The organism is Mycolicibacterium sp. SMGY-1XX, from assembly GCF_059132455.1.
In genome coordinates this window covers 4716949-4732026 of the sequence record NZ_CP101139.1, presented here as the reverse complement: position 1 = coordinate 4732026, position 15078 = coordinate 4716949, and the positions used below count along the sequence as shown (strand labels likewise).

General features: G+C 65.8%; 14 protein-coding genes. 9 read left to right on the top strand and 5 right to left on the bottom strand.

The annotated features are described in order from the left end of the window. Positions 1-82: 82 nt before the first annotated feature. Together NL241_RS22760 and NL241_RS22755 are read left to right on the top strand one after the other, a co-directional pair. The gene (locus NL241_RS22760) at positions 83-721 is read left to right on the top strand and encodes a TetR/AcrR family transcriptional regulator (protein ID WP_487687545.1); all 639 of its coding nucleotides are present in this window, start codon (positions 83-85) and stop codon (positions 719-721) included. 168 nt (positions 722-889) lie between these two features. Further along, positions 890-1651, top strand: a complete 762-nt coding sequence (locus NL241_RS22755; RefSeq protein WP_494395107.1) for an SDR family NAD(P)-dependent oxidoreductase — start codon at positions 890-892, stop codon at positions 1649-1651. 48 nt (positions 1652-1699) lie between these two features. Here the strand turns inward: NL241_RS22755 and NL241_RS22750 are convergent, their stop codons facing one another. The 3 genes from NL241_RS22750 to NL241_RS22740 form a co-directional block, all read right to left on the bottom strand. After that, positions 1700-3136: an MFS transporter gene (locus tag NL241_RS22750; protein ID WP_494395106.1), complete on the bottom strand. Its 1437-nt coding sequence runs from the start codon at positions 3134-3136 to the stop codon at positions 1700-1702. A gap of 624 nt (positions 3137-3760) precedes the next feature. Then, positions 3761-4579 carry an SDR family oxidoreductase gene (locus NL241_RS22745; protein WP_487687554.1) on the bottom strand — a complete coding sequence of 273 codons (819 nt, stop codon included), beginning with the start codon at positions 4577-4579 and terminating at the stop codon, positions 3761-3763. A gap of 69 nt (positions 4580-4648) precedes the next feature. After that, positions 4649-5518, bottom strand: a complete 870-nt coding sequence (locus tag NL241_RS22740; RefSeq protein WP_494395105.1) for a TetR-type transcription factor C-terminal domain-containing protein — start codon at positions 5516-5518, stop codon at positions 4649-4651. Positions 5519-5632: 114 nt separating this feature from the next. Between NL241_RS22740 and NL241_RS22735 the strand changes: the two genes are divergently transcribed. The 3 genes from NL241_RS22735 to NL241_RS22725 all read left to right on the top strand — a co-directional run bounded on the left by NL241_RS22735 (position 5633) and on the right by NL241_RS22725 (position 8288). Then, a complete protein-coding gene (locus NL241_RS22735) occupies positions 5633-6808 on the top strand; it encodes an acyl-CoA dehydrogenase family protein (protein ID WP_494395104.1) in 1176 nt (391 codons plus the stop codon). Further along, positions 6805-7845: a phosphotransferase family protein gene (locus tag NL241_RS22730; protein WP_494395103.1), complete on the top strand. Its 1041-nt coding sequence runs from the start codon at positions 6805-6807 to the stop codon at positions 7843-7845. The genes NL241_RS22735 and NL241_RS22730 overlap by 4 nt, the downstream gene beginning before the upstream one ends. Positions 7846-7994: 149 nt before the next feature. After that, positions 7995-8288, top strand: coding sequence for a DUF1330 domain-containing protein (locus NL241_RS22725; protein WP_487687563.1), 294 nt, complete (start codon positions 7995-7997; stop codon positions 8286-8288). Here NL241_RS22725 and NL241_RS22720 read toward each other — a convergent pair. Together NL241_RS22720 and NL241_RS22715 are read right to left on the bottom strand one after the other, a co-directional pair. Next, on the bottom strand, positions 8285-8977 hold the full coding sequence (locus NL241_RS22720; protein ID WP_494395102.1) for a helix-turn-helix domain-containing protein: 693 nt from the start codon (positions 8975-8977) through the stop codon (positions 8285-8287). The two genes, NL241_RS22725 and NL241_RS22720, sit on opposite strands and share 4 nt — an antisense overlap. Beyond that, a complete protein-coding gene (locus NL241_RS22715; RefSeq protein WP_494395101.1) occupies positions 8968-10074 on the bottom strand; it encodes a substrate-binding domain-containing protein in 1107 nt (368 codons plus the stop codon). The genes NL241_RS22720 and NL241_RS22715 overlap by 10 nt, the downstream gene beginning before the upstream one ends. A 247-nt stretch (positions 10075-10321) precedes the next feature. Here NL241_RS22715 and NL241_RS22710 point away from each other — a divergent pair, with 247 nt between their 5' ends. The 4 genes from NL241_RS22710 (at position 10322) to NL241_RS22695 (ending at position 15062) form a co-directional block, all read left to right on the top strand. Beyond that, positions 10322-11383, top strand: a complete 1062-nt coding sequence (locus NL241_RS22710; protein ID WP_487687570.1) for an autoinducer 2 ABC transporter substrate-binding protein — start codon at positions 10322-10324, stop codon at positions 11381-11383. 66 nt (positions 11384-11449) lie between these two features. Next, positions 11450-12961 (top strand): sugar ABC transporter ATP-binding protein, encoded by a 1512-nt coding sequence (locus tag NL241_RS22705; RefSeq protein ID WP_494395100.1) that lies wholly within the window; start codon positions 11450-11452, stop codon positions 12959-12961. Further along, entirely contained in the window at positions 12958-13980 is a 1023-nt protein-coding gene (locus NL241_RS22700; protein ID WP_487687573.1) for an ABC transporter permease, read from the top strand. The genes NL241_RS22705 and NL241_RS22700 overlap by 4 nt, the downstream gene beginning before the upstream one ends. Continuing rightward, on the top strand, positions 13977-15062 hold the full coding sequence (locus NL241_RS22695) for an ABC transporter permease (RefSeq protein ID WP_494395099.1): 1086 nt from the start codon (positions 13977-13979) through the stop codon (positions 15060-15062). Before NL241_RS22700 ends, NL241_RS22695 begins: the two co-directional genes overlap by 4 nt. The last annotated feature ends 16 nt before the right edge of the window (positions 15063-15078 follow it).

The window sequence follows — 15078 nt, the reverse complement described above, 5'->3', positions numbered from 1 at the left end:
ACAAGTCGTCCGTGCCTCCCTCTGCGACGCGGTATCGTCGTTGTGGCAGTGTGAATGTGATACCCGGGTAGGGTGAGCACCTATGGCATCGTCAGCAGCGTCCACGAAAGGGAAGGCTGCGCCCATGCAGGTCGGTGAACCGCAGTCTCGTGGCTCGCGACGAAAGCTGCTTCTCGATGCCGCCGCCGACCTGTTCCTGCACCATCCCTATGACTTGGTCACGGTCGGTATGGTTGCCACCGCGGCGGGGATCTCCGGACCGGGGCTGTACCGCCACTTCCAGAGCAAGCAGGCGCTGCTCATCGCGGTGGTCGAGGAAGGCCTGCAGGAGCTTCACAGGTTCGCCCAGGGTGCCGCCGACGTAGAACCCGACCCACGCGCCGCGCTCGAGGCGATGGTCGATTTCCATGTCAGATCCGTGGTGGCCGATCCGCCGAGGACGCTGATATTCCTGAAGAACGAGCATGCCCTTCCCGAATCCGATCGCCGGCGGATTCGGCGGGAGATGAACATGTATGCGCAGGAATGGGTTTCGATGGTTCTTCGGCTTCGGCCGGATCTCTCTGAGCCGCAGGTGCGACTGCTGACGCAGGCGGTGTTCTCGATGCTGAACTCGGTGGCCACCCTCAACAAAGGTCTGGACCAGGAAGAGATCGTCGCGACGATGACAACTGCGGCGATTCAGGCGCTCACGTCCCAGCGATCGAACTCATCGGGCTAGCTGACGGCAGGCCGAATCCTGATTCGCGCAGTGATCGAAGTTGCAGTGCAACTGCGGATTTCGGCTATGAAGTGGTTATGCTTGTCGCCGACATCTGCGCGCACTCGACCCGCTGTGAGCCGAATGGGGCAACGAGTGCACCAAACCGGACAACCAAGAGGAGCCACCGTGAGCGTTCTCGATCTGTTCAGACTCGACGGCAAAGCCGTCATCGTCACCGGTGCGTCCTCCGGCCTCGGGGTAGCGTTCGCGCAGGCCTTCGCTGAAGCCGGCGCCGACGTCGCACTTGGTGCGCGTCGTATCGAAAAGCTCTCGGATACTGCGGAATTGGTATCCGCGGTCGGGAGAAGGGCTTTACCGATGTCTACCGACGTCGCCGACCCGGCTTCCTGTCAGGCGCTGGTGGACGCGACCGTTGCCGAGTTCGGCAAGGTCGATGTACTGATCAACAACGCCGGCGTGGGCACCGCGGTGCCCGCCATGAAGGAGACCCCCGACGAGTTCCGCCGCGTGCTCGACGTCAATCTGCACGGGTCCTACTGGATGGCGCAAGCCTGCGGTCGAGTCATGCAAGCCGGTTCCTCGGTGATCAACATCGCCAGTGTCCTCGGCATCACCACTGCGGGCCTTCCTCAGGCGGCGTACGCGTCCTCGAAGGCGGGAGTGATCGGATTGACCCGAGATCTTGCCCAGCAGTGGGGATCTCGTAAGGGAATCCGCGTCAACGCATTGGCTCCGGGCTTCTTTCGATCGGAGATGACCGACTCCTACAAGCCGGGCTACCTCGACGCGCAGATGCCGCGGGTGATTCTCGGCCGAACCGGCGAGCCAGTCGAGCTGGCCGCGACCGCCGTCTGGTTGGCCTCGGCTGCGGGCGCTTTCGTCACCGGGCAGACGCTCGCGGTGGACGGTGGTTTGACCATCACCTGAAATTGTCTATCAGCCCCGGATTCATCCGGGGCTGATAGACAACGACCGTTACAGGGGAGAGGGTTTCGGAGAGCGGACCGCCAAAACGAGCCCCAGAACAACAACGGCGATCACACCGGAAAGCCCCCACGCAATCGCAAACCCGCTCCACGGTGGAGGCGTGCCCACAGCAGCTCCGTCGACAGTCAAGACAGCGCCGGACACCTGGGCGCCCACCGTCCCCGCAACCGCCTGGATGGCGAAATTGAGGCCGTTGAACTCGGTCACCTTGTCCGCAGGGACGCCGGTGACCACCAGGTTCAGCGATTGGGTCATCGACACCGAGATGCCGAAGTTGATGAGCAGGGAGACCACGACGATGATCACGATGTTGCCCCGGTGCCCGGCCGCGAGCATCAGAGCAGCGCCGCCCAGGATCGAGATGGGGGCCAGTGCTGACGCGGCGCGAGAGCCGAGTCTCCGGTCGAGTACGGAGATCAAGGGGGCGGACAACCCGATCATCATCGCGGAGACCAGGATGACGGAGGTGACGGTTGCCGTTTCGCCCAGGCCGTAGCCGGTGGACGCGGGAAGCTGTATCTGGATGGGCACACTGATCAGAAACGCGTTGATGCAGTAGCCGGCCAGGAACATCAGGCCCGTTGCGGCGACCACGGTGAAGCTGCGCATGAGCCGCAGATCGATCAGCGGATCGACGACGGTGAGTTCGGTCCGGGCGAAGAGTGCGAACGCTGCCAGTCCAGCGGCGAAGAGCAGCAGCAGTTTCGGTGACAGCCAGCCCCAGCTGGGGGCGAAGGTCAGTGCCAGGAGTATGCATGCCAGACCGAGCGCCAGCAGGACGCTGCCGACGGCATCGATGCCTGGTCGCGGCCCATCGGATCTCAGCGAACGCGGAACGAAGAACCACACCGCGACCATGCACGCGGTGAGCGCGATGAACGGAACCCAGAACAGCCATCGGTAGGAGAGGTGGTCGGCGATCGGCCCGGCAATCATGGTCCCGGCTGCTGTGCTGCCGAAGATCGCACCGACCAGAATGCCGTTCGCGGACTTTGTCCGAACTTCGTTCTGGGTGTCCCGGATGATCCCGATAGCCAGCGGTACCGTACTCAGGCCGACGCCCTGCAACAGTTGGCCGACGATGAGCATCTCGATGGACACTGACAGGGCGGACATCAGCGTCCCGATCGACACGATCGCCAGCACTCCGAGAAGCGCCCGGCGCTTGTCCCAGACTTCCCCGAGTCGGCTCACTATGGGCGCCGCGATGGTCCCCGTCAACAGCACGCCTGTGATCACCCAGGAGATCGTCGACCCGGGGACTTGGAATTGTTCCTGCAAGATCGGCAGTGCCGGTGGTGTCACCGACTCGTTGAGGCCCTTGAACGCGGCAACGCATCCGATTACTGCAGCCAGAATTGCGCCTGCGCGTGCGCGCTGGTCAGCGGATGTAACACGCGAGTCATGGGAATTGCGCAGTGACATAGTGCTGCTCCTTTCTCAATCACGGTCGGATTGGCCAGGTCTGGGCTGTCGAGACGACCTGGGAAATGGTGGTTCCTCTGAACTGTTGAGGGATTGTCGATCCTGCGGTCCGGGCCGATCCCGGTGCGATACCAACAGGCGGATTCGTCACGACGAAGTCGGTCGGCCGCTTCAGGTGTCTGTGTCCTTGGCCTCCTGTGCTCACGGATCCTTCGTTGGGTCTGGTTGGCCGCTCGTTGTCGCCCGAACCGTGACTCATGGCATACGAGGCAATGCGCGCTGCCACGCCACGGCATGCCAGCAGGAGCGCTGACCGGGCGTCGACCGATCGGCTGCTACAGCTGATCCGCGTTGGAGTGTGACTGCGCATTAACGTAAGACCCGAGTGTGATGTTGTCAACAGTATGGTCACGTGCTAGCTGAGCGTCCGTGTGGCGACCAGGTTCTCTGGTTGTCCAACAGCGGTTTCTGGTGTTCTGCCGCTCTGCGCACGCGTAATATTCCAACCCAGCCTCAAGTCGCGCCGGTTCCCAGACTGTTAATACGTGTTAACAACGACCGCGCTCTGGTCTCAGCGCCCGATGGTCAGCTATCTGCGCCCAAGCCCTGGGCAGTCGCCCTGCGTCATCGAGCGGAGTTTCGAGCGTTCCCGTGCAGGGCCCGCCCGTAACGCCGCATCCCGCTGATCCAGCGGTCGTAATCGGTTCCCTTGCCCCGGTACATGTCCAATACCTCCGGGTGCGGCAGCACCATGAACGTGTCATTGCGCACCCCGTCGAGGACGGCGGCTGCGACATCCTCTGCCGAGAGCACCGCACCTGCGGTGGTGATCGAGTTGGCCGCCACTTGGGCGGTGGGGTCCTCGGACTCGGTGATGGCACTGAGCAGCGGTGTGGCCACACCCATCGGGCAGACCACCGTCACACGGATGCCGTTGTCGCCGTGGGTGATCGCGAGCCACTCGGCGAAGCCGACTGCCGCATGCTTGGACACCGCGTAGCCCGCCGCGCCGATCTGGGTCAGCAGCCCGGCAGCCGAAGCCACCGACACGAAATGACCGCTGCCCCGGGATGTCCACTCCGGCAGAAGTGCATCGGCGGCCCGAATGTGTGCGCGCAGATTGACGTCCAACACCTGGTCCCAATCGTCATCGCCACCCAGCCCGGGTGCGCCGATGATTCCGGCATTGGCGACGAAGATGTCGACCGGGCCAAATGTCGACCTGGCAAGGTCTAGCAGAGCCCCGATACCGTCGGCCGATACTGCGTCGGCACCCGCGCCGACCGCTCGATCACCGATATCCGCCGCGGTCCGTGCCGCCGCCTGCGCGTCGATGTCTCCGGCGACCACTGAAGCCCCGGCAGCGGCGAACGCCGCGGCAAGCGCACGACCGATCCCCGCGCCTGCGCCGGTGATGACGACAACGCTGCCTTCGATCTGCATGACGCAGTGTCTACCAGGACATCTCAGCCTGGCGTGCCAAGGGGCCGTCGGCAACGGCGCGCCATGGCGTCAACGCCGGCTGCCCAGAGGGTTTCGGTCGGGGGCCACCCCGATCATGCGCAATGCCAGCGTGGAGTACTCCTGGGCAATATCAGCTGCTGAGGTGGGCCCCGAGGTGTCAAACCACTGGGGCAGCGAGGTGCACATGGTCACGACGGCGCGGGCGGTCTCCAGGGGCCTCGCGCAGTGCGCCGACCCCTCGGCGACCGCGGCGCGGATCTGGCCGTCGATGAGATGTTGAACGCGGCTGCGACGTAATGATATTCGCGATCGCTCCGGCTCCTCGAGGCTGCGCATCTCACTGGAACCGATGAAGGCCAGATCGGCGCGCAACGTGTGGAACAGGGCCAGTGCCTCGACCTGGAGCCGAAGGCGGGTCAAGGGGTCGTTCCCGTCATCGGTTGCTGCTCTGGTTCGCCATTCGACCTCGTCCATCGTCAGGTCGAGAATGGTGACGAGCATCAGCTGCTTGCTGGGGTAATAGTGGTAGACGCCGGCCAGACTCATCCCCGCGCGGTGGGCGACGGCGCGCATGGTGGACCCGTGATAGCCCGTCTCGACGAAGGTCGCGATTGCCGCGGCGGTGACCGCGTCGAGGTCCAATGGGGTGAAGGTTCGCCAATCTGTGCTGGAGACGGCGGCACTGGGGCGATCGGTGGTCGGAATCGACTTGGTTTGCAGTAGGTCAACCGTTGTCATGCCGAAAATATCGGCGTATTGCTGCAGCCGCGTCAGTGAGAGCCCGGTGGTTCCGTTTTCCACCGCGCACACCGTGGCCGCACTGACTCCGAGCCGCTGCGCCAGCGCCCGCATGGACCACCCCCGCTCGGTGCGCAAGAAGCGAATTCTCTCAGCGGCACGGTCACCCTCAGAAATCACGTGTTCAGATTAACTGAACGACAGATACGGTCTTGAACTGCAGTGTTAGGAGACGAGCCGATCGCACGATCTATGGTCACCCGATCTTCCGAGTCAAGTAGAGGAGGGCGAGTGATGACCTTGGACGAGCTGCTCACACGCACCCGCGCGTTCGTCGACACCGAAGTGCTACCTGTCGAAGACGAGTACGACGGTGACATCGAGGCCGCCGGAGGCGACGCGCTTCGCGTCCGGCTGCAGGAATCAGCCCGTGCCGCTGGAGTATTCGCACCGCAAGCACCGGTTGACTGCGGTGGCCTCGGCCTCGGAATGGTGGCGCGTGCTGCGGTCTTCGAGGAGGCGGGCTACGCGCTGTTCGGTCCCATGGCCACCGGCATCGCCGCGCCGGATGAAGGCAACATCCACCTGCTGGACGCGGTGGCCACCGAGACGCAACGAGCGCAGTACCTGCAGCCGCTGGCCCGCGGCGAGGTGCGCTCGGCCTTCGCCATGACCGAGCCCGCACCTGGTGCCGGCAGTGATCCCACGGCTTTGAATACCCGTGCCACAAAGGTCGACGGGGGCTGGATCATCAACGGCCGCAAGTGGTTCATCACCGGAGCCGATGGTGCCGGGTTTTTCATCACCATGGCCAGGACCAGCGGAGAGCCGGGAGAGTCAGGCGGGGCGACGATGTTCCTGATGCCTGCGACCACTGAGGGGCTCCGCGTCGTGCGGCACCTGGGCACCGTCGACAAGTCGATGATCGGTGGTCACTGCGAAATCGTGTTCACCGATGCGTTCGTGCCCGATGCGGAGGTGCTCGGCGGAGTCGACGAGGGATTCCGGTACGCCCAGGTGCGGTTGGGGCCGGCGCGGATGACACATGTGATGCGGTGGACCGGTGCGGCCCGACGCGCACACGAAGTGTCAGTCCGTCACGTGACAGGACGCAACGCCTTCGGTGCGCGGCTCGCTGATCAGGGGATGATCCAGCAGATGATCGCCGACAACGAGATCGACCTGGCGGCCACCCGCGCGCTGCTGCTGGTGGCCTGCCGGGAACTCGACGCTGGGCAGCGAGCCTCGGCCAGCACCTCGATCGCCAAGACGTTCGCTGCCGAAGCGCTGCACCGCGTGGTCGACCGCGCTATGCAAATGTGCGGCGGGCTCGGGGTCTCCACCGAGCTGCCAGTGGCGCGCATCGCCCGCGAGATCAGGCCGTTCCGTATCTACGACGGTCCCTCTGAGGTACATCGCTGGTCGCTTGCCAAGCGTGCCATTCGGATGATCGCCGAGACCCCGCGATGACAGCCGGACACACTCTGACGTCTGGGGACCTGAACGCTGTTGCGGCCCGGATGCACCAGGCCGGTGAATCGCCGGCCGGACCGTTGTCGGCAACGCCGCTGACCGGAGGCCGGTCCAACCTGACGTATCGCCTCGACGACGGATACTCGAGCTGGGTGCTGCGCACACCGCCGCGACAGGGCCGTACTCCGTCCGCACACGACGTCGCACGCGAGTTCGCCGTCACACGCGCGCTCGTGGGTACCGACGTACCGGTTGCGCACCCGGTCCTGCTTTGCGAGGACGAGTCCGTTCTCGGGGTGCCTTTCCTGCTCAGCCGATTTACACCAGGGGTCTCGGTGCAATCCCGCACAGATATCGACAAGCTGGACGGCGACACGGTTTCCGAGGTGGTTGGTGCTCTGCTCGACGCACTGGCGGCCTTGCACTCGGTTGACCACACCGCCGTCGGACTCGCCGACTTCGGGCGGCCCGCCGGATACGCCCAGCGGCAGATCAGGCGCTGGACACGACAATGGACCCACGTCGGCGATCCGGACCTCACCCCGCTGGCCGAGGAACTGTCGAACCGCTTGGCGAGCAACGATTTCGCGCAAGAGCTCACCGGCATCGTGCACGGCGACTACCGGATCGACAACACTCTGATCGGATTCGGCGAAGGCAGTTGCGCCGTCCGCATCAACGCCATCGTCGACTGGGAGCTGTCCACCATCGGTGATCCCATCGCCGACGTGGCGATGATGTGTGTGTACCGACATCCGGCGCTGGATCTGGTGCTCGGTTTGTCCAGCGCCTGGACCAGTCCCGAGTTGCCCGGAGCCGATGACCTCGCCGCCGCCTACGAGAGCTCGAGTGGGCGACCCTTGCGGCAGTGGGATGCCCACATGGCACTGGGGTACTTCAAGCTGGCGGTCATCGCAGCCGGCATCGACCATCGGTACCGCGCCGGGGCCGCGCACGGAGCCGGTTTCGAGAAGGCTGCCACGGCGGTGCAGCCTCTGCTGGAGGCGGGCTTGGAGAGGTTTGCCTCGGGCTGACGCTCGAGCATGACGTCCGCGGGCGTTGACTACACGACGAGTATCCACAAGACGCCGGGACAACAGGTGTTTGTGCACGTCGAATGCTCGGGAATCTGGGCACAAATGCCACAGCGGGTTGGGGTGTTGAGCCGTTACCGTCTTCGATCATGGCCATGGCGTACTGGATTGCGATCTACCACTCGATCTCCGATCTCAGCAGGCACGCGCAGTACGCCCGGATCGCCGGGCCGGCCATCACCGCGGCAGGCGGCCGATTCCTGGCTCGCAGCAGCGAATTCACGTCCCTGTACCCCGATTCTGCCGTGCGTGTGGTGCTCATCGAGTTCCCCAGCCATGAGGCTGCTCTGGACACCTACCACAGCGACGAGTATCAGCGCGCGTGCACCGTGCTGGGCGACGCCGTGGAGCGAGACATTCGCATCGTCACCGCGCTCGACTAGTAGTCATTGGCAGCCGCGTGCAGGGCCCGCGCCGCCTTGCGCGTCGTCGGTTCGGGCCACCGGTCGGGTACGTGCAGCACGAGTGCGTACCGGGTGCCGGCCACCGAACAGGCCAGTTGGCGTCCCAGCGGTGGCGACGACAACTCGTGGACTTTGCGTTTCCGTGAGGGTCGTAGCTGCAGGCAGCGCGCCACGTCGTCGTCGGCCAGACCCAGGTGCGCGGCCGCGGTCGAAACCGCCTCCAGAGCTTCGTCCGCGGACATCGACGACAAGATGGCGGCGGCTCCCGCACACGCGGCCGCTCCCACCCGTTGGCCGGGGCGCGGCGTCAGTGGCAGCGGCAACCTGCCCAGATGCACGTCGACGAACACCACCTGGTTGCCGAACAGCCGCACCAGCGAGATGGTGTGCCCGTCGAGATCCGGTGTCGCGCAGGCCCGGAACAGACTGTGGGCCACCGCGTCAGGATCGGACAGCGAAGACCAGCGCCCACCGGCGTGCAGACCGTCGGCTCCGCGGGCGAGGAAGCCGACGTCCTCGAGTGTGCCGAGCAGATCGGAGACCGAACTCTTCGGCAGCCCGAGCATCGCGATCAGCGCCGCGGGCGTGCGGGCAGTCCCCGCCGAGACGGCATCGAGGACACGGACACCGCGGTGCACAGCGGGGGTGCGTGGTCCGTCTATCCCCATGGTTCGTACTCCGCGGCGTTGTGCACATCGATCAACCGCGGTGTGATGGCGCGGGAGGGCCGGGCGACGCGCGCACCGCTGTGCAGCGCGATGCCGATGTCCACCGCGGCCCGCACCAGGGCGGGAGGATCCTGTGTCGCGGTGGCGATGATCGGCCCGCCGGCGCGGATCTCCTCCACGGCGTTGCGCGCGCCGTCGACGCCGACGATCGGCACATGAAGTCGGCGACCCCGCAGCACTTGTGAGATGCCGATGGCGATCTGGTCGTTGGCGGCGAAGAAACCGTCGATCCCGGCATGGGTCGTCAGGATCTCTTCGGCGGCGTGTTGCCCTGAGCCGGAATCCAATTCGCCGTAACTTGTTGCGGCCACCTCCAGGTCGGGGTGCGGGGAGATGGCGGCCAGGAAGCCCGCGATGCGGTCGGAGTTGGCCGTGATGGGGATGCCGCCCACCACAGCGACGCGTCCGCGCCCGCCCAACGCACTCGCCAACGCGGAGCCGGCGAGGAAACCGGCCTTGGTGTTGTCGGTCGCGACCACCGCATCGGCGCCGCTGACCGCCGAGCCGATGGCCACCACCGGGATGCGGGCAGCCCGGGCGCGGGCGCACGCGCCCTCGAGACCCTCGGAGGCCACCGGCTCGATGAGGATGAGATCCAAACCGGCATCGACGAATTCGAGGATCTGCCGGGATTGATTCGCCCTGTCCTCCTTGGCCTTCTCCACGTGCAGGCGCGCGCCGAGCCGGTTGGCTTCGGTGTGCAGCGCCCCGATTTCGGCGAGGAAGAAGCTCTCGTCCACCGGGTAGCTGAAGCCGATGTCATGGATCGGCCAGCTCTGCGCCCGTGCACTCGAGGCCAGCTCGAAGACACGCGAGCCCAGGGCGTACGTGCCGTCGACACCGCGGGAGAGCAGCAGTTCGTCGGCCAGCGCGTGACAGATCCCCATCACGCTGCTCTTGGGGAAGCCGGTGGCGTCGGTCAACTCGGCAAGCGACATCGGCCGGCCCGCGTCACTGACGGATTGGAGGACGGCAGCCGCACGCGTCAAGGCGGGGACGCGTCCGCCGCGCGCCGACGACTCGTGTGCCACCGCCATTCGAGGAAGCGTAGTGGATTTGTTGCCTTCGACAACTGCAACTTTCGACTGCCCACACGGCGAGGAGTTATTGACAAGCTCACGACGGGGTGCTTACTGTGTGTTTCATCACTCGACGCCGAGTTCGATATATGAAACGCGTGCGGCGAGTGTTCGCCTGCCCGGGTAGGTCTCGGGCGAGGTGCATGTAGTCCACGTCGACGCGGCGTGGGCGCGTGATTCTCAGCCCGGGCCGAAGGATGAATCGATGGCGATTTCCCAACGTGTTGTCGGAGTCATCAGCGTGGCGTTGACCATGGCGATGATCACCGGCGGATGTACCAAGAAGAACGAAGAGGCCGCTCCGGCAACCACCGGCGGCGCCAGCGCCGAACAGGGTGAAGGGGCATCCGGCGAAGCGATCAAGGTCGCCTTCGTACCGAAGCTGCAGGGTTCGCCCTACTTCGAGGCCATGGACTCCGGTGCCAAGAAGGCGGCGGCCGATCTCGGCAATATCGAATGGCTGTACCAGGGCCCGACCTCGGCCGACGCCGCCGCCCAGGCGCAGATCGTCCGGTCGTTCATCCAGCAGAACGTCGACGTGCTGGTGGTGGCGCCCAATGATCCTGATTCCATGGCGCCGTTGATGAAGGAGGCCCAGGACGCCGGCATCAACGTGATGACCGCCGACACCGACGCGCCCAACTCGGTGCGTGAGGCGTTCGTCAATCAGGCCACCGCCGAAGGCATCGGCACCAAGACGGCCGAGACGCTGATGCAGGCGATGGGCGGAAAAGGCAAGTGGGCCATCGTGTCCTGCGGTGAGACCGCCGAGAACCTGAACTCGTGGATCGAGGTCGAGCGGGCCTACGTGCAGGAGAAGTACCCGGAGGCCGAGCTGGTCGACGTGGTGTACTCCGGTGAGGATCAGGCCCGAGGCACCCAGATGTCCACCGACCTGATGAGCGCCCACCCCGACCTCAAGGGCCTGCTCGGGCAGTGCACCACCTCGGCCGTCGGTGTGGCGCAGGCGGTCAAGGACGCCGGCAAGATCGGTCAGGTCTTCACCGTCGGCGTCGGCACCCCGAAGTCGATGGCGCCGTACCTGGAAGACGGGTCCTCCTCGGGCTCGATCCTGTGGAACGTCGAGAACCTCGGCTACCTGACCGTGTGGGCCGGCCAGCAGGTGGCCAGCGGCACCCCGTTCCAGCCTGAGAACAAGGTCAGCGACGACATCACCGGTGTGAAATGGGACGAGGCCACCAAGACCCTGGTCCTCGGTGAACCCCTGCTGATCACCACCGAGAACGTCGGCGACTTCGACTACTGATCCACTTCGGTTGGGCGGCGCGCGGAAACGCGCGTCGCCCAATTGATCTCAACCTTTGGAGAGTTCATGGCGCAGCAGCCTCGACTGACCCTCACCGGGGTGGTCAAGAGCTACGGCGCGGTCAAGGCCATCAGGCACGCCGACTTCGAGCTCCAGCCCGGGCAGGTGCACGCGCTGGTGGGGGAGAACGGCGCCGGGAAATCCACACTCATCAAGATCATCTCCGGTGCCACCGCACCCGACGCGGGTGCGGTGACCTACAACGGTGAACCGGTGTCCATCACCTCCACCGTCGACGCCATCAACCTCGGCATCGCCACGGTGTACCAGGAGCCGCAGCTGTTCAGTGAGCTCACCGTCGCCGAGAACATCTTCATGGGTCGCGAGATCGTCACCCGCGGACGCGTCGACTGGGCCGCGCAGAACGACCAAGTGGTCACCCTGCTCGAATCCCTGGACCTGCCCGCCAAACTCGCGACGGCCACCGTCGGCAGCCTGTCGGTGGCCACCCAGCAGCAGGTGTCGATCGCCAAGGCGCTGGCAGGCGATGCCGGAGTCCTGATCCTCGATGAGCCGTCGGCCATCCTGACCGACGCAGAAATCGAAGTCCTGTTCGGCATCATCCGTCGCCTGGCCGCCGACGGCGTGGCCATCATCTACATCTCGCACCGCCTCGACGAGGTGGTCAAGATCGCTGATCAGGTCACCGTCATGCGTGACGGCGCCACCATCGGCACCTATCCCATCGCGGACATGACCGTGCGGCGCATCGCTGAACTGATGGTGGGAGAGGCGCTTTCGGAGCAGACCGGGCACCGCACCAAGCCCAAGGGTGAACCCGTCCTCGAACTGAAGTCCCTGGCGCGCGCGGGGTCCTTCCAGGACGTCAGCCTGGAACTGCGCTCCGGGGAGATCCTCGGCCTCTACGGTTTGGTCGGCTCCGGTGTCGCCGAGATCGCCGAGTGCATCCACGGACTGGCGACCACCAGCGGCGGCGAGATCGTGGTCGAGGGCCGCTCCGTGGCTCCGCGCTCACCGCGAGAAGCTGCAAAGGCCGGGATCGCGCTGCTGCCCGCCAATCGCAAGACCGAGGGCATGTTCTCGTTCCAGTCCATCGCGTTCAACGTCTCGATCGGCCACCTCCAACGGCTTTCGTTCGGACGGGCCTTCGTCGACCGGCGTCGCGAACGCAGCGTGGTCAAGGACCTGATGAAGCGCCTCGCCGTCCGCGCTTCCGACGAAAATCAAGCCGTCGGAACTCTTTCCGGCGGCAATGCACAGAAGGTGATGCTGGCCCGCCAGCTCGTCGAGCGGCCCAAACTGCTGCTGCTGGGCGAACCCACCCAGGGTGTCGACATCGGAGCCAAAGAGGAGATCCACCGCATCATCGCCGATCTCGCCGACAACGGCACCGCCGTCCTGGTCGTCACCTCTGATCTGCAGGAAGCACTGCGGATCGCCGACCGGCTACTGGTGGTGCGGGCCGGCACCATCACCGCGGAGTTCGGTCCCGACGCCCGGCAGGCCGACGTGCTGGCCGCCGCGGCGGGGGACCGGGAAGGATCGGCGACGGCATGAGCACCACGCTGGACCCCAACGCCGCGCCCACCGCGGCCCCGATCAAGACACGCGGCCGGGTGCTGCCCTCGCCGGTGACGCCGGCCGAGATCGCGCTGATCGCCGTCCTGGTCGTGCTGTGGATCGCGCTGGCGTTCGCGACGCCCGCGTTCCTCAGTGCGGGCTCGATCATCCCGCTGCTGGTCGAGGTGGCGCCCGTCGCGCTGATCGGCATCGGCATGACGTTCATCATCATCACCGGCGGCATCGACGTCTCCGTCGGCGGCGCCATCATGGTGTGCTCGGTGATCACCGCCAAACTGATGCGCGACCAGGGCCTGCCCGTGTGGGGGTGTCTGGCGGTGGCGCTCGGCACCGGAGCGGTGCTCGGCCTGGTCAACGGCGCCCTCATCGCCTACGGGCGGGTGCACGCCATCATCATCACCTTCGGCACCGCGAACCTCTTTCTCTTCTTGGGGCTGCAGATTTTCGGTTCCACCCCGGTCGCCGGGATGCCCAACACGCTGGCGTGGTTCGGCCGCGGTATCGAAGGCCGGACGCTGGGGGTGCCCAACAGTTTCGCCATCACGGTGATCCTGGCCGCGATCGCCTGGTGGTACCTGCGGCACACCCCCGGCGGGCGGCACTTCTTCGCCGTCGGTGGTGATCCGGTGGCGGCGCGCCTGGCCGGCATCCGCGTGCAGCGCCGCATCCTGATCGCCTACGTCGTCACCGGGCTGCTGATCGGGCTGGCGTCCATCTTCACCCTGGCGAAGGGCACCTCCAATCTGGACCAGTCGGTGGGCTCGGGCCAGGAACTGGCGGTGATCGCCGCGGTGGTGATCGGTGGCACGTCGATCATGGGTGGACGCGGCTCGGTGCTGGGCACCCTGCTCGGCGCGCTGCTGGTGCAGACCGTCAAATCCGGTGTCACACAGCTCGGTTGGCCCTCGCAATTGTCCGACCTGTTCGTCGGCATCTTCATCATCGTCGCCGTCGGAACCGATCTGCTCCGCCGACGTGCCAGGAGGGACCTGTGACCGCCGATACCGCAGCGCCGCCCGCCGCTCCGAAGCCGGACCGGCGCAGCACCGCCGACCGGATCCTCGAGGCCGTCCTGACCCAGCGGATCGTGCTGCTGGGCATCCTCATCGTGATCGTCGTCGGATGGCTGATGTACCTGAGCACCGCCGGATACCTGTCCGGCGACTACGACTTCGACTACATGTCGGCGGTACTGATCGACGCCGTGCCCTTGGCGATGCTGGCCTTCGCGCAGCTGGTCGTCATCGTGTCCGGCCGCGGCGGTATCGACCTGTCGGTGGGCGCCATGGTGTCGCTGGTCGGCATGATCTTCGGCTTCGCCTACGGCCAGTGGGGCTGGCCGCTGCCTCTGGCAATCCTGCTGGCCGTGGCCGTCGGCGCGCTGCTGGGCGCCATCAACGGATTCCTGGTGGCCTACATCGGCTTTCCCGCATTGATCGCCACGCTGGCCACCTACTATGGCTACAAGTCCATCGCGATGGTGATCAACGACCAGAAGCCGATCAACAGCCCGCAGATCCAGGACCTGTACTCGCTGACCAGCTCTGTCGAAGTCCCGATCATCGGGGCCTACATCCCCGACGTGCCGCTGGGGGTGTTCACCTTCCTGATCCCGGTGCTGCTGGTGCTGTGGCTGGCGCTGGGCCGCGGCACCTACGGGCGGCGGCTTTACGCCGTCGGCACCAACGACGTGGCGGCGCGCTGGGCCGGCGTCGACGTCGCAGCCACCCGAATGCGCGCCTACGTCACTTCGGGGGTGCTGTCCGGGCTGGTGGCGGTTTACATCACCGCCCAGTTCGCCTCGGCCCGCCCCGATGCGGGCACGGCGGGCAATGGGCTGGCACTGCCGGCGATCACCATCGCCGTGCTGGGCGGTGTCGCGATCACCGGTGGCATCGGACGTATCGCCGGTGTACTGCTGGCCACGCTGCTGATCGTGTGGCTCAACGCGGGCATCATCTTGTACTTCGAGGGCAACACGGGAACGCAGTTCCAGCTGCTCGCCCTGGGCGTCGTCCTGATCCTGGCCGCCCTGCTCAACGGGTTGACCACCCGAAGGTTCCGCGGCGGCGACTGAGCCGTCCGCAATACAA

Excerpts from the sequence above, each read along its gene's own strand:
- NL241_RS22710 (WP_487687570.1), top strand. The coding sequence starts at position 10,322 with ATGGCGATTTCCCAACGTGTTGTCGGAGTCATCAGCGTGGCGTTGACC.
- NL241_RS22735 (WP_494395104.1), top strand. The coding sequence starts at position 5,633 with ATGACCTTGGACGAGCTGCTCACACGCACCCGCGCGTTCGTCGACACC.
- NL241_RS22745 (WP_487687554.1), bottom strand. The coding sequence starts at position 4,579 with ATGCAGATCGAAGGCAGCGTTGTCGTCATCACCGGCGCAGGCGCGGGG.
- NL241_RS22705 (WP_494395100.1), top strand. The coding sequence starts at position 11,450 with ATGGCGCAGCAGCCTCGACTGACCCTCACCGGGGTGGTCAAGAGCTAC.
- NL241_RS22750 (WP_494395106.1), bottom strand. The coding sequence starts at position 3,136 with ATGTCACTGCGCAATTCCCATGACTCGCGTGTTACATCCGCTGACCAG.
- NL241_RS22725 (WP_487687563.1), top strand. The coding sequence starts at position 7,995 with ATGGCCATGGCGTACTGGATTGCGATCTACCACTCGATCTCCGATCTC.
- NL241_RS22700 (WP_487687573.1), top strand. The coding sequence starts at position 12,958 with ATGAGCACCACGCTGGACCCCAACGCCGCGCCCACCGCGGCCCCGATC.
- NL241_RS22730 (WP_494395103.1), top strand. The coding sequence starts at position 6,805 with ATGACAGCCGGACACACTCTGACGTCTGGGGACCTGAACGCTGTTGCG.
- NL241_RS22720 (WP_494395102.1), bottom strand. The coding sequence starts at position 8,977 with ATGGGGATAGACGGACCACGCACCCCCGCTGTGCACCGCGGTGTCCGT.
- NL241_RS22760 (WP_487687545.1), top strand. The coding sequence starts at position 83 with ATGGCATCGTCAGCAGCGTCCACGAAAGGGAAGGCTGCGCCCATGCAG.
- NL241_RS22715 (WP_494395101.1), bottom strand. The coding sequence starts at position 10,074 with ATGGCGGTGGCACACGAGTCGTCGGCGCGCGGCGGACGCGTCCCCGCC.